The 21,476-nt window shown below is 65.6% G+C and carries 19 protein-coding genes; 3 read left to right on the top strand and 16 right to left on the bottom strand.

Going from position 1 to position 21,476, the window contains the following annotated elements; genetic code table 11:
* Positions 1–113 precede the first annotated feature (113 nt).
* The 6 genes from VPH41_RS09715 to VPH41_RS09690 form a co-directional block, all read right to left on the bottom strand.
* Complete coding sequence (locus VPH41_RS09715) at positions 114–1,136, bottom strand: hypothetical protein (protein WP_328569819.1); 1,023 nt, start codon at positions 1,134–1,136, stop codon at positions 114–116.
* Between the two features lie 218 nt (positions 1,137–1,354).
* On the bottom strand, positions 1,355–2,215 hold the full coding sequence (locus VPH41_RS09710; protein ID WP_328569818.1) for a toxin-antitoxin system YwqK family antitoxin: 861 nt from the start codon (positions 2,213–2,215) through the stop codon (positions 1,355–1,357).
* A gap of 131 nt (positions 2,216–2,346) precedes the next feature.
* On the bottom strand, positions 2,347–2,694 hold the full coding sequence (locus VPH41_RS09705; protein ID WP_328569817.1) for a hypothetical protein: 348 nt from the start codon (positions 2,692–2,694) through the stop codon (positions 2,347–2,349).
* 9 nt (positions 2,695–2,703) lie between these two features.
* Positions 2,704–3,096: a hypothetical protein gene (locus VPH41_RS09700; RefSeq protein ID WP_328569816.1), complete on the bottom strand. Its 393-nt coding sequence runs from the start codon at positions 3,094–3,096 to the stop codon at positions 2,704–2,706.
* A 97-nt stretch (positions 3,097–3,193) separates the two neighbouring features.
* Positions 3,194–3,655: a MepB family protein gene (locus tag VPH41_RS09695; protein ID WP_328569815.1), complete on the bottom strand. Its 462-nt coding sequence runs from the start codon at positions 3,653–3,655 to the stop codon at positions 3,194–3,196.
* On the bottom strand, positions 3,652–3,885 hold the full coding sequence (locus VPH41_RS09690) for a hypothetical protein (RefSeq protein ID WP_328569814.1): 234 nt from the start codon (positions 3,883–3,885) through the stop codon (positions 3,652–3,654). The genes VPH41_RS09695 and VPH41_RS09690 overlap by 4 nt, the downstream gene beginning before the upstream one ends.
* Before the next feature lie 133 nt (positions 3,886–4,018).
* Here VPH41_RS09690 and VPH41_RS09685 point away from each other — a divergent pair, with 133 nt between their 5' ends.
* The gene (locus VPH41_RS09685; protein WP_328569813.1) at positions 4,019–4,381 is read left to right on the top strand and encodes a TfoX/Sxy family protein; all 363 of its coding nucleotides are present in this window, start codon (positions 4,019–4,021) and stop codon (positions 4,379–4,381) included.
* On the opposite strand, the gene VPH41_RS09680 is transcribed toward VPH41_RS09685, so the two are convergent.
* The 7 genes from VPH41_RS09680 to VPH41_RS09650 all read right to left on the bottom strand — a co-directional run bounded on the left by VPH41_RS09680 (position 4,370) and on the right by VPH41_RS09650 (position 14,269).
* Positions 4,370–5,374: a 2-hydroxyacid dehydrogenase gene (locus tag VPH41_RS09680; protein WP_328569812.1), complete on the bottom strand. Its 1,005-nt coding sequence runs from the start codon at positions 5,372–5,374 to the stop codon at positions 4,370–4,372. The two genes, VPH41_RS09685 and VPH41_RS09680, sit on opposite strands and share 12 nt — an antisense overlap.
* An 86-nt stretch (positions 5,375–5,460) precedes the next feature.
* Positions 5,461–6,651, bottom strand: coding sequence for a hypothetical protein (locus VPH41_RS09675; RefSeq protein WP_328569811.1), 1,191 nt, complete (start codon positions 6,649–6,651; stop codon positions 5,461–5,463).
* Between the two features lie 160 nt (positions 6,652–6,811).
* Entirely contained in the window at positions 6,812–8,002 is a 1,191-nt protein-coding gene (locus VPH41_RS09670) for a hypothetical protein (protein ID WP_328569810.1), read from the bottom strand.
* 2 nt (positions 8,003–8,004) lie between these two features.
* A complete protein-coding gene (locus VPH41_RS09665; protein WP_328569809.1) occupies positions 8,005–9,597 on the bottom strand; it encodes an MBOAT family O-acyltransferase in 1,593 nt (530 codons plus the stop codon).
* Positions 9,587–10,660: a glycosyltransferase family 4 protein gene (locus tag VPH41_RS09660; RefSeq protein ID WP_328569808.1), complete on the bottom strand. Its 1,074-nt coding sequence runs from the start codon at positions 10,658–10,660 to the stop codon at positions 9,587–9,589. The genes VPH41_RS09665 and VPH41_RS09660 overlap by 11 nt, the downstream gene beginning before the upstream one ends.
* A 36-nt stretch (positions 10,661–10,696) precedes the next feature.
* On the bottom strand, positions 10,697–12,166 hold the full coding sequence (locus tag VPH41_RS09655; protein ID WP_328569807.1) for a lipopolysaccharide biosynthesis protein: 1,470 nt from the start codon (positions 12,164–12,166) through the stop codon (positions 10,697–10,699).
* 18 nt (positions 12,167–12,184) lie between these two features.
* A complete protein-coding gene (locus VPH41_RS09650; RefSeq protein ID WP_328569806.1) occupies positions 12,185–14,269 on the bottom strand; it encodes a glycosyltransferase in 2,085 nt (694 codons plus the stop codon).
* Between the two features lie 146 nt (positions 14,270–14,415).
* Here VPH41_RS09650 and VPH41_RS09645 point away from each other — a divergent pair, with 146 nt between their 5' ends.
* Together VPH41_RS09645 and VPH41_RS09640 are read left to right on the top strand one after the other, a co-directional pair.
* Positions 14,416–15,708, top strand: a complete 1,293-nt coding sequence (locus VPH41_RS09645; RefSeq protein WP_328569805.1) for a putative O-glycosylation ligase, exosortase A system-associated — start codon at positions 14,416–14,418, stop codon at positions 15,706–15,708.
* Positions 15,705–16,640: a polysaccharide deacetylase family protein gene (locus VPH41_RS09640; protein ID WP_328569804.1), complete on the top strand. Its 936-nt coding sequence runs from the start codon at positions 15,705–15,707 to the stop codon at positions 16,638–16,640. The genes VPH41_RS09645 and VPH41_RS09640 overlap by 4 nt, the downstream gene beginning before the upstream one ends.
* Here the strand turns inward: VPH41_RS09640 and VPH41_RS09635 are convergent.
* From VPH41_RS09635 to VPH41_RS09625, 3 genes are read right to left on the bottom strand one after another with little or no spacing between them, the layout of a single operon-like run.
* Entirely contained in the window at positions 16,549–18,552 is a 2,004-nt protein-coding gene (locus VPH41_RS09635; protein WP_328569803.1) for an asparagine synthetase B family protein, read from the bottom strand. The two genes, VPH41_RS09640 and VPH41_RS09635, sit on opposite strands and share 92 nt — an antisense overlap.
* Complete coding sequence (locus VPH41_RS09630) at positions 18,549–19,832, bottom strand: pyridoxal-dependent decarboxylase, exosortase A system-associated (protein WP_442906247.1); 1,284 nt, start codon at positions 19,830–19,832, stop codon at positions 18,549–18,551. Before VPH41_RS09630 ends, VPH41_RS09635 begins: the two co-directional genes overlap by 4 nt.
* The gene (locus VPH41_RS09625; RefSeq protein ID WP_328569802.1) at positions 19,829–21,430 is read right to left on the bottom strand and encodes an acyl-CoA ligase (AMP-forming), exosortase A system-associated; all 1,602 of its coding nucleotides are present in this window, start codon (positions 21,428–21,430) and stop codon (positions 19,829–19,831) included. The genes VPH41_RS09630 and VPH41_RS09625 overlap by 4 nt, the downstream gene beginning before the upstream one ends.
* Positions 21,431–21,476: the final 46 nt, after the last annotated feature.

Raw genomic sequence — 21,476 nt, 5'->3', positions numbered from 1 at the left:
ATGTAAGCGCCGAAACTCAAGCAGCTTTGGCTTGAGCGCGGCATTAGTCTCTGCAGCGCAGGCGGGCATTCAGGTCAGACGCACGACTTTCATCAGCGAGAATTGCTGGAATGTCAGAACATATTCGCTTCCCACGACTTCGGCTCGCCTATCGTGACCGGCATGACATTGCTGACATCAATGGTATAGCAGACGATACGCATGGGACGGCGGTGGTTTTCCGGATCAAAGAAAGCCAGTTTCACGTCCCAGCAGTCGGAATCCACGCGGCAGACGGGACTTTTCTCGACGGCGATCTGGGCCAACTGCCAGATGCCGCCGCTACTGCCGGCGAGCAGATCGTGTGTGAGTGCCGTGACCGTCTGGGCGGCATTGATAGCGACAAAATTCGTGGCCCGGTCGGACGACCACATGCCCAGGTTGCAGACGCTGCAGTAGATCCGGTTCAGACATTCGCGCAAGCCGATGCGCAATTTATCCACTTGCTCAGCTGCCTGGTTGGCGCCCACCGCCTTGACTGCGTCCTCTATGATCTGATTGACGTCACAGTAATAGATCGCGCGCGCTGGCACCGACACGACAGGCACCACCTGGCCCGAATACAGCCGCACCTTTTTCCCCGTCAAATAGCCGGGGATGGCGACTCGCGCGATATAACCTGCGTCGCCTTCCCCTCTCACCTGGCCTTCCAGTGCACCGATCAGCAGCGCATACGTGTCGCGAGAGCATGGCTCGCCTGGTTCAAGCGCGTACACCGGCGTCAGATCGACATTCAAGGTCCAAATCAGCATGCGCGTTTCGGCTTCGCGTTTTGCGAGGAAATCAAGCAATTGTTCGGTATTGAACGGGCTGTGATCGGGCTCCATCAATTGAAAAATACTATCCATGCGGGCCTGGGTTCCGAAGTCATAGCCGATCTTGCCAAACGCATATATCAGCGACTTGTCGGATGCCTGCCAACCGGGCGCGGCCGGTGCGGCGATCCCGCCCTGATTGCTGGCATCGGTACTCAATGCCAGCATCGGGGTCACTTCCGCTATCGCTGGCGTAGGGGCTTGTGCCACCAGGTCGTGGCCTGCCATCGGCGCATCCATACCGGCGCTGTCGTCCGGCGTTCCTTGCTCATCGTTCATCATGTTTTCCCCATCAGAAGGCATGAATTCGTTAAGGTCAGCTGTTGGTCGAACACGGCCGTATGGACAGGCACAGCATGTTAATAATTGAAAAACTTTCGATGGGCACCACCGGACGCAACAGCCACCCTCGCCACCGTCAAAGCGAACAGGAATCCCTGGGCGCCGTGCATCGCTGCTACATCGCTACCTACTCCCGGAGCGTCGCGCACCGCATCAGTTCATTTTTTCGACTTTTGACCATCGGCATACACCGGCGCACCTTGCTCGGTGAACTGCTGGGTACTCAGCAGCACGCCCTTGTCGCTGTAAACCTGACGAATGCTTACCTTCCCGTTGGGATGGTAACTATTGTGTACACCCACGGGCAGGCCCTCGCGCCATTGCCCCCGCGACTCCAGCTTGCCATCGCTGAAATACGTCGTCGCTACGCCATGTTCGCGGCCATGCTCATCTTGCTCTACCTGCGATTCGATGTTGCCATCCCGATCATAAAGGCGGTAGCCGCCCACCATCTTGCCTGAAACAAAATCGGCAGCATCGGTCTGTCCGGAGATACGCACCAGGTCGCTCTTGATGGTATCGAAAATCTCCACCTTCCAGGTACCGGGCAACGCGGCTTTGGGCAAGGGCAGCACCAGCACATAAGGCGAGCGCTGCTTGACCTGCGGCATCAGCTGTTCGTCCAGATACAGGCGCGCCTTGCCGTCGGCACAGGTGCCCGGGCCGCAGCCGGCAATCAGGCGCGCAAACGGAACGGCCTCCTCGCCGGTCTTCCCGACAGGGCAGCCAAACAGTGTCACGACCATTGCTGTCTTATCACGGATGCGCTCGGCGAGTGCGGGCCTGAGGCTCGCATACTCATCTTTGTTTTCCAGCATCCCCTCTTTGATGCGCAGCCGATTGCCGCCGCAGGCCGTGGCTTCCGCCACGGTCAGCACATCGGCGCCTTCGCTATCTTGTTCGCTAGAAATAGCTGTAAACACGTGTCGCTGAATAATATCGGCCTGCGCCATGACTGGCCACAGCAGCACGGCACCCAGCGCCATGCGTATCAAATTCTGGTTTTTCTTCAAGTACATCTCTCATCAAGTCACTCTGTCATATTGGCTGGGTTCACGGATGAGTGCTTCCGGCGAGCGCTTGTGGCCGGTTGCCGGCGCTGCCAGGTTCCGCGCCAGAACAGGCTGTCAAATCCTGTCGCCAGGCCAGGCTATGCAATCACCAGCGTCGCGTTATCAAACGACTCATCACCCAATGCTAAAATCACTGTGCGCATCAGTGCAGCATGGGTAGGCGGCAATTCATGGCCACTTTGTGGTGAATTCCAGTGTTTGTAAAGCAGCTCCACCTCCACCTTAAAAGCAATTAGCGTGGCACCCGACAGACAGAATCCCGCCTCAGAATCAGCCCGCTCCATAATTGCGCTAATCGTTGGTAGCCCGATATCGAAGCTGGCAGCTTCCCAATAGAGATGCACGGTGTGAGCAGAACCCAAGTACAAATCGATAGCAGGCTCAATCGCTGTAGACTGTTTAAAAATCATCAGATGATAGGCCACTGAGTTCCTTTAAGTTGCTAGTGGGGTATCCGCTACTGGCCGCTCGCTGCAATCCAGAGGATGGAAATCCGACATTGCTTTACGCAGCAATGGACGAGTATATACATCTTCATTGCTACCGATGACTTGCCCTGGGTGCATATACTCTCCTTCATCAAAGGCTTGGTACACCGCCCAAGAGTAGGAAGAAAAATCTTCAAGTGGCGTCCAGGCGGATAGTGCATTCATCGCACAATCAGCAATGTCGAAGTCAATCGAACCCGCAAGATATCTCTCAGTAATTTCTTTCGAAAAACTGTCAGAGAACGCGCTTCTTGAACCGCCATGAACAGCGAATGCGGCGTTGAACTCTTCGATGACCCGGAAGTGGCCCTCGTGAATGTGGCGAAGAATATTTTCCATGTTTTTCTCGATGAACTCAACGACGGGTGCTGGCCGATAGCGGACGATTGGAATGCTTCAGCAAGACGCAGATAACTTCCAAGGCCAACGGCAACAATCACTGCCCGAGCAGCTGTTCCAGTCTGCGCTGGTCGCCTGCCGCCACAAAACAGCCGGCCTGCCAGCGCTGCGTGCGCAGGGCCTGGGCGGATGCGGGGGCGCACCAGGGCGGATAGACGCGCAGCGCCCGCTTGCCGCCGGCGCTGGTGCGCGACATCACGCCGCGCTCGAGCAGCACGGCGCGGGACAAGATAAAAAAGCCATGCCGTACGCCGTCGCTGACGGCGATGACGAGGAAATCAACGGGGTCCGCTTCGTCCAGCGGGGCGATCTCGGCATCGGGATGGGGGCGTTTCCAGGAAGTGACGAACTGGCCGGTTTTCGTCGGCGTGGTTTTCGCCACGCGCAAGACCAGCCGCTTGCCGTCCAAGGTGGCGCGGCAGGCGCCGTATTCCGCGCTTTCCGCTTCCGGCACGGGCGCTTGCGGCAATCCCAGGAAGGCCCATGGACTGGCCTTCATTGCGCGCTGAACTCGGCTGCGGCCTTGGCCGCCCACAGCGCTTCGGCGTGGCTGGCGAACGGGCTGTCGTAGCCGTCGACGGTGCCGTCTTCGTCGACAAAATACAGCCACCAGCCGTCGTCCTGCTCGCGGATGGCCGTGTGGCCGGGCGCGCAATGGGTGGCCACGGACTGGCTGGCGGCCAGGGTGGCGATGGTGATGCCGCGGTGGATAATCAGCTCGGGTGTCATGGCAGTATCGTCAATGCAAAAAAATCATGGCCGTAGTGTAGCCGCACCATGGCCCCGCTGGCCAGAGCGGCGCTGCAAAAAGCCCGCCGGCGCGCAGGCTTGCGCTACACTGGCCCCTCACAGGGAGGACGACATGGCATCTCAGCAAGGCACCGTGGATTTTTTGCTCGACCAGATGGCAGGCGCGGGCAGTGTCAGCGCGAAAAAAATGTTTGGCGAGTACGGCCTGTATTGCGATGGCAAGATGTTCGCCATCGTCGCCGACGACCAGCTGTTCATCAAACCGACGGATGCGGGCCGCGCCTGGATCAGCATGGAGGGTACGCCGCAGGAAGCGCCGCCCTACCCGCAAGCCAAGCCCTATTTCCTCATCGATGGCGGGCTGTGGGACGAGCGCGACTGGCTCAGCCAGCTGGCGCGGCGCACGGCCGATGCCTTGCCGCTGCCGAAACCGAAGCCGCCGCCCAAGCCCAAAAAAAACGCGTCAGCCGGCTAAGACGCTGTTTTCGCACGCCTTGCCTTGGCGGAAGCAAGCGAGGTTGTGATACGTGATGGCGGCGATCTCGCGCAGCGCTTCGATGGTGAAGAAGCCCTGGTGGCCCGTCACCAGCACGTTGGGGAACGTCATCAGGCGCTGGAAGATATCGTCGTCGATGATGTCGGACGAGCGGTCCTGGAAGAACAGATTGCTTTCCTGCTCATACACGTCGATGGCCAGGGAGCCCAGCTGGCGCGACTTGAGCGCCTCGATGACGGCGCCCGTGTCGATCAGGCCGCCGCGCGACGTGTTCACCAGCATGGCGCCCCTCTTCATCAGCGGCAATGTATCTTCGCTGATCATGTGGCGCGTGCTTTCCATCAATGGGCAATGCAGGGAGACGATGTCGGACTCGGCCAGCAGCTGCGGCAGCTCCACCATCGTGCCCAGCTGCGCAAACGCGGGCGCCGGATACGGGTCGTGGCCCAGCACCGTGCAGCCGAAACCCTTGAAAATGCGCGCCGTGGCCAGGCCGATCTTGCCCGTGCCGACGATACCCACCGTCTTGCCGTGCAAGGTGGCGCCCAGCAAGCCGTCCAGCGAGAAATTGCCTTCGCGCACGCGGGCATACGCGCGGTGCGTGTGGCGGTTCAGGGTCTGCACCAGGGCCAGGGTGTATTCGGCCACGGCTTCCGGGGAGTAGGCTGGCACGCGGGCAACGAACAGGCCCAGGCGTTTCGCCGCTTCCAGGTCCAGGTTGTTGTAGCCGGCGCAACGCAGCAGGATGGCGCGCACGCCGTAGCCATGCAGGGCTTCCAGCACGGGCGCGTCGAGCACATCGTTGACAAAGACGCAGACGGCATCGGCGCCTTGCGCCAGGACCACGGTTTCCTGGCTCAGCAAGGCGCTGTGGTACACCAGTTCGATGCCGGCGGCGTCGGGCTGGGACGGCAAGGCTTCATCGAAGAAACGGCGGTCGTAGGGCTGGCTGGCAAAGAAGGCGATTTTCATGATGAGTCCCGGAACTTGCTGGATGGCAAAACTACATCATAGCGCAAGCACGCTGCTCCACGGCGTACGCCTGGTGCCACGTCATCCTATCTGGGTTCGCGGGGCAAGGTCAATGCCTGGCGCAGATAGGCCGTTTCCGCGGCGTGCTGCGCGTGATAGCGCTCGCGCGCGGCGCGCATGGTCGCCTGGTGCGCCGTCATGTTAGCGTCCGTCAGCTCCACGCCGAAGTCCGCCGGCGGCGGCAACGGGCCGCCGAACAGGCGCGCCAGGATGAAGTGACCCACATTGTCGCGGTAGTGCGATGCCTCCCAGTAGTAACGCATGTCGCGCGCGCCCGTCACCTGCGGGATCGGTTCGCTGGTGATGCTGTTGAAGCCCGAAAAATCATACACGCGCACGTCGCAGCCCTGGTTGCGGTGACGTTTTGCCAGCTGCGCCAGGTCCCGTTGCCATTGCTGCATGGCATCCCACTTGCCCCGCCAGTACAGGGCGTCGAGCGTCAGCGCGTGGGTGGGATTGATGTAGACGCGCAAACGCGTGCCGCCCCGGCACAGCTTGCCGACGCTGGCGTCGAACGCTTGCAGCGCGGGCCCGGTGGGCCCCAGGCCGTCGCCGAACTCCTGCAGCCGCGGTGTGAAGGAACGGGCCGTGCCGGCCCAGCCATGGTTGCGGACGGTGAGGCAGGACTGGTCGCGCTGGCCGTGCAAGGCCAGGCTGGACAGGCAGGCGCCGTCATAGGTGCCGCTGAGGATGCGCCAGGTGTCGCGCGTCATGTCCACAGTCAGGCCGCGCTTGATGTCGAGCAAGGCGCGTCGCGCAAAAAACGCGGGGCCGCCATCCGTCAAGCCCGGTTCCACGCCGGCCGAGCCCAGTTCCAGCGAAAACGAGGGCGCATCGATGCCCCAGACGATGGTGTCGACATGGCTGACCCTGGCCGCGTGCTCGGCCAGGCGGATGGCGTCGCCGATCGAGGCGCCCGACACGGCGCTGTTGAAGATGCTCTTGCCATCGAACAAGGCATGCACCCTGGTGGGCAAGCCCATTTCCGTGCGCGAATTGCCGATGTACACGACGGCGGGCCGGTAGCGCGCCACCGCATACGTCTTGCCCCACACGGCGAGCTTTTCATACGTGGGGCGCAGGCGCTGCACCAGCGGCGTGTCCCACTGGTGCAGCAAATAGGGATCGACGCGGTAATTGACGGCGGAAACGAGGGCCAGCGCGGTCAGCACGCAGGCGCAGAAGATGGCAAGGTAGCGGCGGGCGCAGGTATCCATGGTCAGCGTTCATTGCAAATAGAAAAATTCGGTGACCCGCTGCATGCCGCAGATGCCGGCGGCGAACTGGAACGGGAACGGATGACACAGCATGGCTCCTCCCTGTTGGCGGCATGGTCCTGGCAAGCGGGAATTGGAGCTGCCGCCCTGCCCGCCCCCTTCACCGCCTGATCAGCGGCCCGTCCAGCACCCGCTGCGTATAGGCAGCTTCGCGCGCGTGTTCCACGCGGTAGCGCTCGCGCGCCGCGCGCATGGCCGCCTGATGGGCGCCGACATTGGCTGGCGTCAGCTCCACGCCGAAATCGGCCGGCGGCAGCGTAGTGCCGCCGAACAGGCGCGCCAGGATCAGGCGGCCCACATTGTCCCGGTAATGCGATACTTCCCAGTAGTAATGCATGTCGGGCTTGCCGCTGACGAGCGGGGTCGCTTCCGTCGTGATGCTGTTGAAGCCGGAGAAATCGTGCAGGCGCACGTCGCAGCCCTGGCGGCGGTGGCGCTCGACGAGCTGCACCAGGCCGCGCTGCCACGCCTGCATGGCATCCCACTTGCCGCGCCAGTACAGCGCGTACAAGGTCAGCGCGTGCGTAGGGTTGATGTACAGGCGCAGGCGCAGGCCGCCCCGACACAGCTTGCCGATGCTGGCGTCGAGCGCGAGCGTCGATGGCGGCGTGGGCCCCTGGCCATCGCCAAATTCCTGCAACCGCACGGGGATGGCATCGCTTGTGCCCAGCCAGTGGCGCATGCCCTTGACGGTGCACGTTTCGTCGCGCTGCCCGTACGCGGCCAGGTTGGAGCGGCACACGTCGCCCGCATGTCCGGTGAGGATGCGCACGCTGTCCTCCGTCATGTCCAGGGTCAGGCCCCGCTTCAGGTTGACCAAGGCGCGCTGGGCGAAAAAGCCGTGCCGGGCGCCCGTCAGGCTGTCTTCCACGCGCGCCGCCCCCATCTTCAGGGAAAAAGTGGGCGCGTCGATGCCCCACACCATGGTTTCGACGGGGCTGACCCTGGCCGCATGCTCGGCCAGGCGGATGGCGTCGCCGAGCGAGGCGCCCGACACGGCGCTGTTGAAGATGCTCTTGCCACCGAACAAGGCGCGTACCCCCGTCGGCAAGCCCATTTCCGTACGCGAATTGCCGATGTAGATGACGGCCGGCCGGTAGCGCGCCACGGCATACGTCTTGGCCCAGGCGCCGAGCTTTTCATTGAGCTGGCGCGGACGCTGCACCAAGGGACTGTCCCACTGGTGCAGCAAATAGGGATCGACCTGGTAATTCAGGAACGAGACGGAGCCCAGCACGAGGAAGGCGCAGGCGAGAAAGCTGACGAGGTAGCGGCGGGCGGCGATGTCCATCGTCAGAACTGGAAATAGAGAAACTCGGTGACCCGGTTCATGCCGAAGACGCAGGCGACGAACAGCGCGGCCATGCCCACGCTCCAGCGGCGCGAGGGCCGCCAGCGGAAGGCCCAGCGTCCTTGCGGTTGAAATATGCGTTCAATGGCAGGCTCGTAGAGAAAGAATATTTCTTGCGTATTCGGGGCCCGGAAGGCCAGCAGCATGGCGCCCAGCAGCACGGGCAAGCCGGGCCCCGCCAGTTCGATCCAGCGGATGCCGCCGAAGGCCGGATGCAAGCCCCACTGCGCCAGGCTGGCGCCATGGCTGGCCAGGCCCCGCGGCAGGCTCACGCCGTTCGCCCCCACCAGCGCGCCCGCGATATCGCAGGCCGTGGCCACGTCGGGCGCGCGGAAGAAGATCCAAGCCAGCATGACGGCAAGAAAGGTCAGCAGACTTGACCACCACATCGGCCACCAGCGCAGCCATCGGTACCCCGGCGCCGCGCCGAACGCGCGCTGCCACGCCTGCTGCAGCACCAGGTACAGGCCGTGCAAGCCGCCCCAGATGACGAAGGTCCAGCCCGCGCCATGCCACAGGCCGCCCAGCAGCATGGTCAGCATCAGGTTGCGGTAGCGCATGGCCCCGCCATGGCGGCTGCCGCCCAAGGGAATATATAAATAGTCGCGCAGGAAACGCGACAAGGTCATGTGCCAGCGGCGCCAGAAGTCCGCGATATTGGCCGCCTTGTACGGCGAGTTGAAGTTCAGCGGCAATTTCACGCCAAACAGGCGCGACAGGCCGATGGCCATGTCCGAATAGCCAGAAAAGTCGAAGTACAGCTGGAAGGTATAGGCCAGCACGCCGATCCACGCTTCGATCAGGGTCGGTTCGGCGCCGGCCGCGAAGACGGGAATGGCCAGCGGCGACAGGTTGTCGGCGATCAGCACCTTCTTGGCCAGGCCGATGGTGAAGATCGACAGGCCCACGGCAAAATTGGCCGCGCGCGGGTGGGCGTTGGCCGGGTCCGCGAACTGGGGCATCATGTCGCGGTGGTGCAGCACGGGCCCGGCGATCAGGTGGGGGAAATAGCTGACGAACAGCACGTAGTGGATGAAGCGGTACTCGCGCACCTCGCCCCGGTAGCAATCGACGAGGAAGGCGATTTGCGTGAATGTGAAAAACGAGATACCGATCGGCAAGATGATGTCGAGGCCGTGCCACGGCTGGCTGCCAGCGCCAGCCAGTCCGGCGACGGCATTCACGCTGTCGATGAAGAAATTCGCATACTTGTAGTACGCGAGCAAGCCCAGGTTCAGCGCCAGCGCCGCCGCCAGCACGCGCTTGCGGGCCGCACCCGCGCTGGCGCCCATCAATCGCCCGGCGCCGTAGTTGACGCAGATGGACGCCAGCAGCAGCGGCAGGTAGCGCACGTCCCACCAGGCATAGAAGAACAGCGAAGCGCCCGCCAGCCACACGGCGGGCGCCAGGCGGCGCCAGCTGGCGGCGGACGCGGCGCCCCCGTTGCGCGGGGCAATCCGGCGGTCCAGCAGGAAATAACCGGCCAGCACGATGGGCAGGTAGGCAAACAGGAAGGCAAAGGAATTAAACAGCATGGGTCCTCCGTTCCGCCAGCGTGTGCACCTGGTGGTAGCAATCGGCGATCCGGGCCGCTACCCGTTCCCACGTAAAACGTTCCACCAGCGCCCGCACGCGGGCACGCTCGGGCGGCAGCGCCAGCAGTTCGAGAATGGCCTGGCGCTGCGCGGCGCCGTCGTCCCAGCGCACCTTGCGCAGCGCAAACGCGGAATCGGGCAAGTCCAGCGCGCTTTGCGCCGTCATGACGACGGGTGTGCCGGCCGCCAGCGCTTCCAGTACGCTCAGGGGAAACACCTCGCCCTGGCTGGGCAAGGCTGCCACGGCCGCCGCATGGTAGGCGCTGGCCAGCAGCGGGTCGGCGTGGTCGAGTGCGCCCAGCCAGCTGACGTGCGGCAAGTCCAGCAACTGCTGCAGGTAGGCCTGCTGTTCGCGCGGCGCGGCGCCGATCAGCACCAGGGGCAGGCCCGCCCCCAGCAGCGCCTGGGCCAGGCCCAGCTGGTTTTTATACGGTGAAATGCTACCCACCATCAGCACGAACGGCCCCGCGATGCCCGTCTCGCGCAGGAACAGATCGCCATTGGCCGTAAAGAAATGCGGGTTGATCCCGTTCGGCAGCACGTGGATCGCCTCGCTCGCCAGGCCGAAACCATGCACGAGGGCGTCGCGCTCGGCCTCGCCCAGGGCGATGACGAGCTTGGCCAGATGCAGGGCGCGCCGCGTCTGCGCGTAGCTCGTCTGCACCATCCATTCCGTCAGGCGCCCCGCCAGCCGGTCGGCCAGCCGGGCGCGCCAGCCACTACCCCGGTTCCAGCTGGGCGCCAGCAGCGGCGACAGCACCACGGGCACGCCCAGCTCGCTGGCCGTTTCCACGATGCGGTAGGTGCCATTGCTGGCCGAAAACACGTGCAGCACGTCGAAATCGGCCAGCCGTTCATGGTTGGCGTCCACCAGCTGCACGGTCAGGGGCCGCGCCCGGTTCGCCGGCAGCCGGTTCAGGGCGGCCAGGGTTTCGCGCACCTGGACCTGCAAGCCGCCGTCGCGCTGAAACAGCATGGGATAGGACAAGATACCGACACGCATGGTCACCCTTTCTTGCCTCCGCGCCCCTGAAAGCCGTCAGTGCAGCGATTTGACGGCCAGCCAGCGGCCCAGCAGCTTGCGTTGCACTAAAACAAACTCGGCGGCGATTTCATGTTTCAACAGGAAAATCCCTCCTATCCAGCACAGCAAGGTCGCCAGCGCCGTGCCTGCCAGCGCCAGCAGCGGGATCGCATGCGGCATGTCTGCAGGCATCCACAGCAGCATGCACAGCGGCGGCGGACTGCTGATCGCGCACAGGGCCAGGCTCTTGCGCAAGGTGGGCAGCAGCACGCGCCAGTCGAGACTGCTGAAGCGCCGCAGGCAGCGGTAGATCAGCCAACTGCGCAACAGGGTGCTGAACACCACGGCCCAGGCCACGGCCACCAGCCCGAACGGCGCCGCCAGCAGCAGCGCCGCCACCTTCAGGCCGCCCGCCCAGGCATCGAGCCCCGCCTGCACGCGCATCCGGCCCGTCGCCACGAACAGGTAGCGGGCCATGCTGAATATGCTATACACGGCCGAGGACAGGCACATGATGCGTATCAAGGGCGTACAAGCGCTCCATTGCGGCCCATACAACACTTTGACCAGGGGCAAGGCCATGCAGGCGAGAAACAGGAAAAAGGGCCAGGCCAGCGCCGTCATATAGCTGACCGTGCGCACGTACACGGGCCCCGCCCCGCCCTCCTCGCGGTCGCGCGCCGCAAACAGGGGAAACACCACGGGCGAGATGGCACTGGTGATGGCCTGGTTGAAAATGCTCAGCATGCTTTGCGTCTTGCCGAACAGGGCCAGGCTTTCGATATCGATCATCTTGCCGATGACGAGATCCGGCGCCACCACGCCCGCCTCGTCCACCAGCCCGCCCCCCGTCGCATACGCGCCAAAGGAGACGATGGCCCTGACGCCGCGCCGTCCCGGCAGCCATGGCAGTTCGCGGGGACGCACGACCAGGCTGGTCAGCAACGACGCCATGGAGCCGGCCAGCACGGCCGCCACCAGGCTCATGTAACTGTGGCCAAGCAGCGCCATGCCCACGCCCACCAGCAAATTGGTGACGCTGTTGGCCGCGTTGATCGCATAGATGGCGCGAAAGCGCAATTGCCGCCGCAGCAGGGGCAAGGTCAGCGCGCTGAACGGTATCAGCAGGAAGTTGATCGACAACAGTTGCAGCACCAATTGCAGGCGCGGTTCCGCGTAGAAACGCGCAAGCGGGCCGCTGGCGGCCAGCACCAGCGCCGCCAGCAGCCAGGCGACCACGAGGCTGGTGGCCAGGGCGGCGCGCAGTTTTTCCGTCGTCAGGGTCTTTTCCTGGATCAGGTACTGGCCCACGCCGAAATCGCGCACCACCTGGGCCATGGCCACCAGCACGGCACCCAGCGAATACACGCCCACCTCGGCCGGCGTCAGCAGGCGCGACAGGATCATCGTGGCAACAATACTCAGCAGTAGCACCGTGTATTTTTCGGCAAAGGAAAAGAAGAAGGAATGGCGCGTGGCATTCATGCGGGGCGGCTCCTGGCGCTACACGAGGCCGGCATAGAACTGGCGCAGCTGCCGTTCCAGCCGTTGCATGGAATAGTGCTGCTCCGCCTCCAGACGGGCTTGCCGTCCCATGCGCCGGCGCCGCGCCGGGTCGCGCAGCAGGTCCGCCACGGCCCGGCACGCCGCGTCTTCGTCGTCGAGCGGCAGCAGCAGGCCCCCGCCGCTGCCCCGCAGGATATCGCTGGTGCCGGGCACGTCGGTGCCCACGGCCGGCACGCCGCACGCCATCGCCTCGATGGTGGCGATGCCGAAGCCTTCGTTCTTGCTCAGCAGCAGATGCAGGTCGAAGGCGGGCATCAGCAGTTCGATGCGGGGCTGAAATCCCGTCAGCAGCACGCGCTCCTGCAATCGTGCCGCCTGTACCTGCTCGCGCAGCATCGCTTCCAGCGGTCCCGTGCCCGCCAGCACCAGATACAGGCGGGGGAATTGCCTGGCCAAACGGATGAACATGGCCAGCAAGGCCTGCGGCCGCTTTTGCGCGGACAGGCGCGCCACGGAACCGATCACCAGGGCGTCCGGTGGCAGTCCCAGTTGCTGGCGCGCCAGCCGCCGCCGTTCGGGCGACACGATGAAGGCGTCCGTATCGACGCCGTTCGGTATCACGGCCAGCCGCGTCTGCGGCGCCAGCATGCCCCGGTACAGGTCGAGGAAATGCCGCATGGCCGACGGCGACACGGCATACACGCCCTTCACGGCGCGGAACGCTTCCTGCAGCCGGGGCCGCTGCCAGCCGCTGAACGGTTCCAGGGGAAACGCATTGTGCACGCTGATGACGGCCGGCAGGCGGCACTGCCGCGCCAGCCACAGGATGGAAGCGCCATAGGTGGTCCAGCAAAATGCCACGTGCACCAGGTCGGGCCGCAGCCGCCGCAGCCGCCAGGCGCCCGTGATCCTGGCGCGCAGCAGATTCCAGCGCCGCCATGCCCAATGCTCGACGAACAGGGGCGGTTCATACACTTCCACCTGCAGTTTCTGCTGGCGCAAGCCCTGCGTCCACGCGGCAGAGCCGGGAAAGCGGCGCAGCGCCAGCACGCTGTCGAAGCCGGCCTTGTCCAGCATGTGCGCTTCCTGCGCCATGCGCAGCTCCATGCCGCCCAGCTCGCCGGAATAACTGGTGATGAGGACGCGCGGCAAGCGTTTGCGCCGCCCACGCCATGCCTCATAGAAATAGCCGTGCAGCGAAGCCATTTCCCAGCTGCGCAGGAACAGCGTTTCGCGGTCGCCCCGCAGCCAGGCGCGCAGGGCGGCCACGCCGTCGCGCAGGTAGCGGCCCAGCATCCAGCGGGGCACGCCCAGCCATTCCACGCTGGGCGCCGGCACCACCAGCCGGCACTGGCCCCGGCCAAACAGGAAGGAACGCCGCAAAATCCAGTCGCGCTGCACCTGCTTCACGCGGATGATGTGCGCCACCCTGGCCTGCGGACAGAACCATGAAGGGTTGCCGGACCGATACATATCCAGGTTCAGCTTGGTTTCGCTGCCCATCGCATAGCTGGGCCCCTGGGGGCCGATGCTTTCGTCATAGCGGGCGCCCGCCTCGAAGATGCGGCGGCGGATGGCCATGTTGGCGCCCCACACGAGGCCCGGATACACGGGGCCGTCGCGCAGGCCGGGGCTGGTGATGCCCCACGTCAAGCCTACCGGCGTCAGGCGCAGCAGCCAGTCCGCGGGCTGTTCCCGCCAGGCAGGCACGATGGCGCCGCCGAACAGCGCATGGCCGGGGTGGCTGCGCGCGCACGCCTGCAGGCGGCACAGCCAGTCGGGCGCGGGCATGGCGTCGTCGTCGCCAAAGACGAACAGCTCGCTGCCATCGCCGCTACGGCGCAAGGCGTACTCGACGGCGCCGTTGAGGGCGGGACTGCGGCCCCGCCGCGCCACGTAGACCGAACTCAAAGGCAGGCGGCCGCGGAAGGCGGCGATCACCTGCGCCGTCGCGTCGGTGCTGCCATTGTCGGCAATGACCAGGCGCCAGCCCCCCGCGGGCGGATGCAAGCCCATGTAGGCGCGCAATACCTGGGGCAAGGTGTCGGCGCCATTGTAGGTCGCCATGAGAACGGTCAACAAGGACATGCCTCCTTGGTCTTACCATGACAAAACTAATTGACAGTTTCACCAACACTCGACAGTGTTGACCCAGTGTACTGAGCCTGACCGCCAGCCCGTTGACAGGCATCAATACCATGCAGGCTAAACCAGGAGCGTCCCCCGTCATGCGCGACATCGTGATCACCGTCATCATCCTGGGTTCGCTGCCCTTCATCCTGAAGTCGCCGGCCACCGGCGGCCTGATGTGGGTCTGGGTCAGCGTCATGAATCCGCACACGCAAGCCTGGGGCTTTGCCACCCACATGCCGTTTGCCTTCATCATCGCCATCGCCACCATGGTCGGCCTCTTGATGACGCGCGAACCGAAAAGCCTGCCCCTCACGCCCATCAGCGTGCTGCTGCTGCTGTTCGTCGCGTGGATGAATGTCACGGCCGCGTTTGCCCTGCTGCCGGAATCGTCGTGGGTGCAGTGGAACAAGGTCATGAAGATCATGCTGATGAGCTTTGTGATCATGATGGTGATACGCACGCAGCGCGACATCGTGCGCCTCATATGGGTGCTGGTGGGCTCGCTCGGCTATTACGGCGTGAAAGGCGGCATCTTTACCATCCGCAGCGGCGGCACGGAGCGGGTCTGGGGGCCGGAGGAAACGTTTATTGGCGACAACAATGCGCTGGCCCTGGCCCTGATCATCACCATCCCCCTCATGTATTACCTGCAGCAAAACTCGGACAAGCGCTGGGTGCGCCGCGGCTTGTCCGCGGCCATGCTGCTGTCGGCGCTGTCCGCGCTGGGCTCGTATTCGCGCGGCGCCCTGCTGGCCATTGCCGCCATGGGCCTGTTCATGTGGCTGAAAAGCGACCGCAAGCTGGTGCTGGGCGCGCTGCTGGCGGCCGTCACGCCCCTGCTGCTGGCCTTCATGCCCGAGCGCTGGGCCGAACGCATGGACACCATCAATACCTACGAAGACGATGTCTCCGCCATGGGCCGCCTGAACGCCTGGCGCATGGCATGGAACCTGGCGCGCGACCGCTTCCTGGGCGGCGGCTTCGACGTTTCCGATGCCAGCATCTTTGCCCGCTACGCGCCGAACCCGATGGATGTGCACGCGGCGCACAGCATTTATTTCCAGGCGCTGGGCGAACACGGCTTCGTCGGTCTCGTCCTTTACCTGGCGCTGGGCATCGCCACGTGGCGCACGGCCGCCGTCATCATCCGCCGCACGCGGAGCAAGCCCGAACTGCGCTGGGCGCACGGCCTGGCCACCATGAGCCAGGCCAGCCTGATCGGTTTTGCCGTGGGCGGCGCCTTCCTCAGCCTGCTGTATTTCGACATGCCGTATTACCTGATGGCAGCCCTGATCGCCACGCGCATCGTCGTCGAGCGGCAGGTGCGGGCGGCCACGCCCTCCGCCCGCCAGGCCAAGCCCGCAGCCGCCATCGCGGAGCAGCCATGACGGCCACCTTGTCCATCCTGATCTACCACCGCGTGCTGGCCCGGCCCGATCCCCTGTTTCCCCATGAAGTCGAGGCGCGCCTGTTCGAGCGCCAGCTGCGGCTTATCCAGCGTTTTTATGCGCCGCTGCCGCTGGCCCAGGCCGTGCAGCGGCTGCAGGATGGCAGCCTGCCGCCGCGCGCCGCCTGCATCACCTTCGACGACGGCTATGCGGACAACGCGCAGGTGGCCCTGCCCCTGCTGCAGCGCCATGGCTTGCACGCCACCTTCTTTATCGCCACGGGCTACCTGGACGGCGGGCAGATGTGGAACGACACGGTGATCGACGCCGTGCGCCACGCGGCCGGCCCCGTGCTGGACCTGCGCGAACACGGCCTGGGCAGCCTGGCCATCGCCAGCCTGGCGCAGCGGCAGGCGGCCATCACCACCTTGCTGGGCCAGCTCAAATACCTGCCGTTCGCCCGGCGCCAGCAGATGGCCATGCAGATCCGCCGGCAGGCGGGCGCCACTTCGGGCCCGGGAACCATGCTGAGCACGGCGCAGCTGCGCCAGCTGCAGGCGGCGGGCATGGGCGTCGGCGCGCACACGGCCAGCCACCCTATCCTGTCCACCTTGCCGGAGCGGGCCGCGCAGCTCGACATTGCCAACGGCAAGCGCCAGCTGGAAAGCCTGATCCAGGCGCCCGTCACCCTGTTTGCGTATCCGAACGGCAAGGCCGGACGCGATTATGGCGCGCGCCACGTGGCGATGGTCAGGCGCCTCGGTTTCAAGGCGGCCGTGGCCACGGACTGGGGCGTGGCGCGCCCCGGCGCGGGGCTGGACCTGCTGCAGCTGCCCCGTTTTACGCCGTGGGATCGAGGACGCCTGGCGTTTCTGTGGCGCATGCGGCAAAACCGCCGGCAAGCGCACCCAGCGCGCCCGGATGCTGGCTGAGCCACTGTTCCAGCATCAGCAGCAGCCACACCATGGTGCCGTGGTAGGCCGGGTGTTCCGCCAGCAAGCGTCCCTGCAAATCGTCGATGAAGGCGGGCCGCACGATGCCCCGCCCCCGCAGCTGCGTCAGGTTATCGAACGCAAACTCGCGCAGCGGCGCATGGCTGTGCAGCCACAGGCCGAAGGGCAAGCCGAAGCCGTGCTTTTTCTTGCGCACGATGGCGGGCGGCAGGATATCCGCCAGCGCCCGCTTGAAGAAAGGCCGCAGCCGCATGCCGTCGAGCTTGTCCCGCGGCGCCAGGCCCGTGGCAAACGCCACCATTGCATCGTGCAGGAAGGGAAAGGCCGCTTCCACGCCGGCCAGCTCGCACGCCTTGCGTACCTTGAACAGGTCGTTGTCGGCCAGGGTGAAGCGCATGTCCAGCGCCAGCAATTCATTGATCTGGCTCAAGCCCTGGCCTTGCCGCTCCCAGTACGCGCCATTCATGCAGCCGGGCGCCATGCCCGGATCGATGGTGTCGATGAAGCCCGCTTCCAGCACCGCGCGGTGGCCATGGCGCAGCAGCAGGTTGTAGCTGTCGAGGCGGGCCGGCAGCGGCAGGCTCGCCTGCTCGATGTAGCGGCGCGCCTTGTCGCCCAGCCGCCACGGCTTGCCCGTGCGCACACGGAACAGCAGCGGCTCGATGATGGCCTGGCGCAAGATCACGGGCACGCGCTCGTACTGCGACAGCAAGGCCTGGTGCGCATAGCGCTCATTGCCACCAAACAATTCGTCGCCGCCGTCGCCGCCCAGCAGGCGCGTCACGCCATCCTCGCGCGCCATCTGCGCGCAGTAAAAGGCGGGAATGACCGAGGCATTGCCGAAAGGCTGGTCGAAGATGGCCGCCATGGCGGGAATGGCGGCCAGCACGTCGCCCGGCGTCACGTAGCGTTCATGGTGGATGCTGCCCGCATGGCTGGCGGCCAGGCGCGCATACGCCATTTCGTCATAGCCGGGCACGTCGAAGCCGATCGAATACGTGCGCGCGGGGCGGCCCGTCACTTGGCCCATGATGGCGGCCAGGGTGGAACTGTCCGTGCCGCCGCTGAGAAACGCGCCCGTGTCGGCCCCATCCGCCCCCAGGCTGCTTTCCACGGCCAGGCGCAGCAGGCGCAGGAATTCCTGCTTGTTGGCGGCAAACGATGCGCGCGCCGCTGCCGGTTCCCGGAAGGCCAGCTGCCAGTAGCTGCCCTTGCATTGCTTGCCGCCGCGCACATGCAGGTATTCGCCGGGCAGCAGACGCTGCTGGCCCAGGTAAGCCGTGGCCGGGCCTGGCACCATGTGGAAGTACAGGTAGTGATACAGCGCTTGCGGATCGAGCGCACCCCGCACGGACGGATGGGCCAGCAAGGCGTCGTGCGAAGACGCGAAGAACAGGCCCTGCGCATTGCTCACATAGCTGAGCGGATGCATGCCCGCACGGTCCACGGCCAGCAGGGCCGAGCCGGAAAAGGCGTCGAGGATGGCCAGTGAGAATGGTCCCGACAGGCTGGCGCAGGCGGCCACGCCCCGGCTCAGCCACAGGGAAGCGAGGCGGCACGCCACGTCGTCGGCCGAACCGTCGAGCACGGGCCGGCCCCAGATGGCCACCTGCAAGCCATCCTGCTGGTGCACATGGCGGCTGCCATCAATGGCGGCCACGGCCACGCCGCCCACTTCGCCGAGACTGGCGGCCAGCGGCGCGCCATCGAAACGCGACAGGGGCGCCGCCATGCTGGCCAGCGCGGCCTGTGCCGCACCATTGGGCAACCCGCCGCCGCCCGGGCCAGCGCACGGCCCCGGCACGGCACCGCCCGCCTCCACGGCGGCCGTGCCGCCAGCCCCGCCCGCGAGCGTGCCGGCTGCTGCCAGCCAACCGCACAGGCCGCTCATACGAGCACCTCGGCCGGCAGCGGATGGCCGAGAAACGCCGTCGGGCTGGCCGTCAAGCCATACGCGCCCGACTGGAACACCACCACGAGGTCGCCCTCCTCGGCGCGCGCCATCTCCATCTGGTCGGCCAGCAAGTCCAGCGGCGTGCACAAGGGGCCCACGACGGACGCCACTTCGCGCGGCCCGCCGTGCAGGCGGTTGCCGATGGCGACCGGGTAATTCTTGCGGATCAGCTGGCCAAAATTGCCCGAGGCGGCCAGGTGGTGGTGCAAGCCGCCATCCGTCACGAGAAAGACTTGTCCATGCGACACTTTGCGTTCGATCACCTTGCACACATACAGACCCGCCTCGGCCACCAGATAGCGGCCCAGTTCCAGGTTCAGGCGCGCGCCGGGCGCCGCCTGGTCCAGCAGCTCCAGTTGCCGCTGCAAGCCTGCGGCCACGGGCGCCAGGTCCAGGGCCTGGTCGCCGGGAAAATACGGCACGCCGAATCCGCCGCCGATATTCAGGGTGCGCAAGGGCGACGGCGCGCTGTCGGCCAGCTGCAGGGCCAGCTGCACACCGAGCGCCTGCGCTTCGGCCAGGGCGGCGGCCGACAGGTTCTGCGAACCCGCATACAGGTGAAAACCGTGAAAATCGAGTCCCAGCTGGCCGATGCGGGCCAGCAGCGCCGGCACCAGGGCCGCATCGACGCCAAACGGCTGCGCACCGCCGCCCATGCGCATGCCCGTGCGGCGCAGCGCGAAATCGGGATTGACGCGCACGGCCACCCTGGCTGTCAAGCCCAGCCGCTCACCGGCCAAGGCCAGGCGTTCCAGCTGGGCGCCCGACTCCACGTTGATCAGCACGCCTGCGGCCACGGCCCGCGCCAGTTCGCCATCGCTCTTGCCCGGTCCCGCAAAACTGATGCGTTCCGGCGCCATGGGCGTATCGAGCGCCGTCGCCAGTTCGCCGCCCGACGCCACGTCGATGCCGTCGACCAGGCCCGCCAGCCACTGCACCACGGCCGGCATGGGATTGGCCTTCATGGCGTAATGCACGAGCACGCCGGACGGCAAGGCAGCACGCAATTGCGCCATGCGGCGCGTGATGTGCGCGCGTTCATACGCATAGAACGGCGTGCTGCCCACGCGCTGCGCCAGTTGGCGCAAGGACATGCCGCCCACCTGCAGCATGTCGCCAGCCACGGCAAACTGGCCCAGGGGCGCGTGCGATGGCAACTCCTGGCTGTCCGCCCGCTTCACGTCGCGCTTCAAGTTTTTGAGGCCGGGACCGTTCATGCCGCATCTCCTGATTGGACCGCATAGGCGCGCGCCAGCTCCCTGGCCAGCAAGGGGCGGTCGATCTTGCCGTTCGGGTTGCGCGGCAACACGCCGTCGCGGATTTCTATCCACTGGGGCACCATATAACTGGGCAAGCGTGCGCGGCAGGCAGCCAGCACGCTGTCGCGCAGCAATTCGACGCCGGGCGCGGGTGTGACGAGCAAGGCGATGGCCTGGCCCAGCACGGCATGGGGCAGGCCCAGCGCGGCCGCCTCGCCCACCAGGCCGCTCGCATACGCGACCTCCTCGATCTCGGCCGGGCTGACCCGGTAGCCGGACGTCTTGATCATGTCATCGCCGCGCCCGACAAAATACAGATAGCCGTCCGCATCGCGGCGCACCGTGTCGCCCGACCAGACGGCCAGTTCCGGCAGCACCAGGCCGGTCGCCTGCGGCGGCAGCGGCTTGAAGCGCTCGGCCGTGCGCGCCGCATCATTCCAGTAGCCGAGCGCCACCAGCGCGCCGCGGTGCACGAGTTCGCCCGGCTCGTCGGCCTCGCAGACGCTGCCGTCGGGCCGCAGCACCAGCACTTCCGCATTGGGGATCGCTTGCCCGATGGAATCGGGACGCCGCTCCAGCTGTTCCGGCGCCAGGTAGGTGGAACGGAATGCTTCCGTCAAGCCATACATCAGGTAGACCTGCGTGCGCGGCAGCGACTGGCGCAGCCGGTCGAGCGTGGAACGCTGCATCACGCCGCCCGAATTGGTGATGTAGCGCAAAGGCGTGGACAAGGGCCAGCTCAGCTGCGACAGCTGCACCCACAGGGGCGGCACAGCGGCCAGGCCCGTGATCGCTTCCTGTTCCACGGCTTCGACGATATCGCGCAGCAACAGATAATTCATCAGCACAGCGCAGGCGCCGCTGGCAAACGCCGTCGTCAGCTGGCTCAGGCCGTAATCAAAACTGAGCGGCAAGACGCACAGGATGCGGTCTTGCGGCGTGTTGCGCAGATAGCCCGACACGCTGAGCGCGCCGGCCAGCAGGTTGCGATGCGACAGCACCACGCCTTTCGGCCGCCCCGTGCTGCCCGAGGTGTACAGGATGGCCGCCATGTCCGCGTCGATCGCCGCGTGCGGCATCGGCGGGGAAGCGCTTGCGGCGGCGGGCATGCCGCTCCACGGCAGCACGCGCAGCTTGCCCAGGCTCGCTTCCCCATTTCCTTCACCCGCCAGCAGCACCGTCTGCAAGTCCGGACAGGCGGCCAGCGCGGGGCCCAGCTGGGCCAGGCGTTCGCGCGAGGTGACGAGGATGGCCACGTTGCAATCGGCCAGGATGTACGCCACCTGGTCCGGCTTGAGCAGCGGATTGACGGGCACGAACACGCCGCCGGCCGCCGCCGCGCCAAACATGGCGCTGACGTTTTCCGGGCGTTTTTCCAGGTACACGGCCACGCGCGCGCCCCGCTGCAAGCCCAGGGCCAGCAAGGTGCAGGCCGCGTCGCGCACGCACTGGGCCAGCGCGGCATAGGCCATATCCTCGCCCTGCCACGACAGGGCCGGCGCGTGGGGCGCGCGCTGCGCCGTTTCAAAGATCAGATCGTGTATCAGTGTCGCCATCGTTTCATCCCCGGGTTGCCATGATTGCCATGCATTCCCTATGATT

Source organism: Janthinobacterium sp. P210006, assembly GCF_036231885.1.
GTDB lineage: Bacteria > Pseudomonadota > Gammaproteobacteria > Burkholderiales > Burkholderiaceae_D > Janthinobacterium > Janthinobacterium violaceinigrum.
Note: the sequence above shows the minus strand (reverse complement) of the source record. Positions and strands in the feature narration are given on the sequence as shown.

Coding starts and splice junctions, on each gene's coding strand:
- VPH41_RS09715 (WP_328569819.1), bottom strand. CDS start 1,136: ATGATGAACGATGAGCAAGGAACGCCGGACGACAGCGCCGGTATGGAT.
- VPH41_RS09710 (WP_328569818.1), bottom strand. CDS start 2,215: ATGTACTTGAAGAAAAACCAGAATTTGATACGCATGGCGCTGGGTGCC.
- VPH41_RS09700 (WP_328569816.1), bottom strand. CDS start 3,096: ATGGAAAATATTCTTCGCCACATTCACGAGGGCCACTTCCGGGTCATC.
- VPH41_RS09695 (WP_328569815.1), bottom strand. CDS start 3,655: ATGAAGGCCAGTCCATGGGCCTTCCTGGGATTGCCGCAAGCGCCCGTG.
- VPH41_RS09690 (WP_328569814.1), bottom strand. CDS start 3,885: ATGACACCCGAGCTGATTATCCACCGCGGCATCACCATCGCCACCCTG.
- VPH41_RS09685 (WP_328569813.1), top strand. CDS start 4,019: ATGGCATCTCAGCAAGGCACCGTGGATTTTTTGCTCGACCAGATGGCA.
- VPH41_RS09680 (WP_328569812.1), bottom strand. CDS start 5,374: ATGAAAATCGCCTTCTTTGCCAGCCAGCCCTACGACCGCCGTTTCTTC.
- VPH41_RS09675 (WP_328569811.1), bottom strand. CDS start 6,651: ATGGATACCTGCGCCCGCCGCTACCTTGCCATCTTCTGCGCCTGCGTG.
- VPH41_RS09670 (WP_328569810.1), bottom strand. CDS start 8,002: ATGGACATCGCCGCCCGCCGCTACCTCGTCAGCTTTCTCGCCTGCGCC.
- VPH41_RS09665 (WP_328569809.1), bottom strand. CDS start 9,597: ATGCTGTTTAATTCCTTTGCCTTCCTGTTTGCCTACCTGCCCATCGTG.
- VPH41_RS09660 (WP_328569808.1), bottom strand. CDS start 10,660: ATGCGTGTCGGTATCTTGTCCTATCCCATGCTGTTTCAGCGCGACGGC.
- VPH41_RS09655 (WP_328569807.1), bottom strand. CDS start 12,166: ATGAATGCCACGCGCCATTCCTTCTTCTTTTCCTTTGCCGAAAAATAC.
- VPH41_RS09645 (WP_328569805.1), top strand. CDS start 14,416: ATGCGCGACATCGTGATCACCGTCATCATCCTGGGTTCGCTGCCCTTC.
- VPH41_RS09640 (WP_328569804.1), top strand. CDS start 15,705: ATGACGGCCACCTTGTCCATCCTGATCTACCACCGCGTGCTGGCCCGG.
- VPH41_RS09635 (WP_328569803.1), bottom strand. CDS start 18,552: ATGAGCGGCCTGTGCGGTTGGCTGGCAGCAGCCGGCACGCTCGCGGGC.
- VPH41_RS09630 (WP_442906247.1), bottom strand. CDS start 19,832: ATGAACGGTCCCGGCCTCAAAAACTTGAAGCGCGACGTGAAGCGGGCG.
- VPH41_RS09625 (WP_328569802.1), bottom strand. CDS start 21,430: ATGGCGACACTGATACACGATCTGATCTTTGAAACGGCGCAGCGCGCG.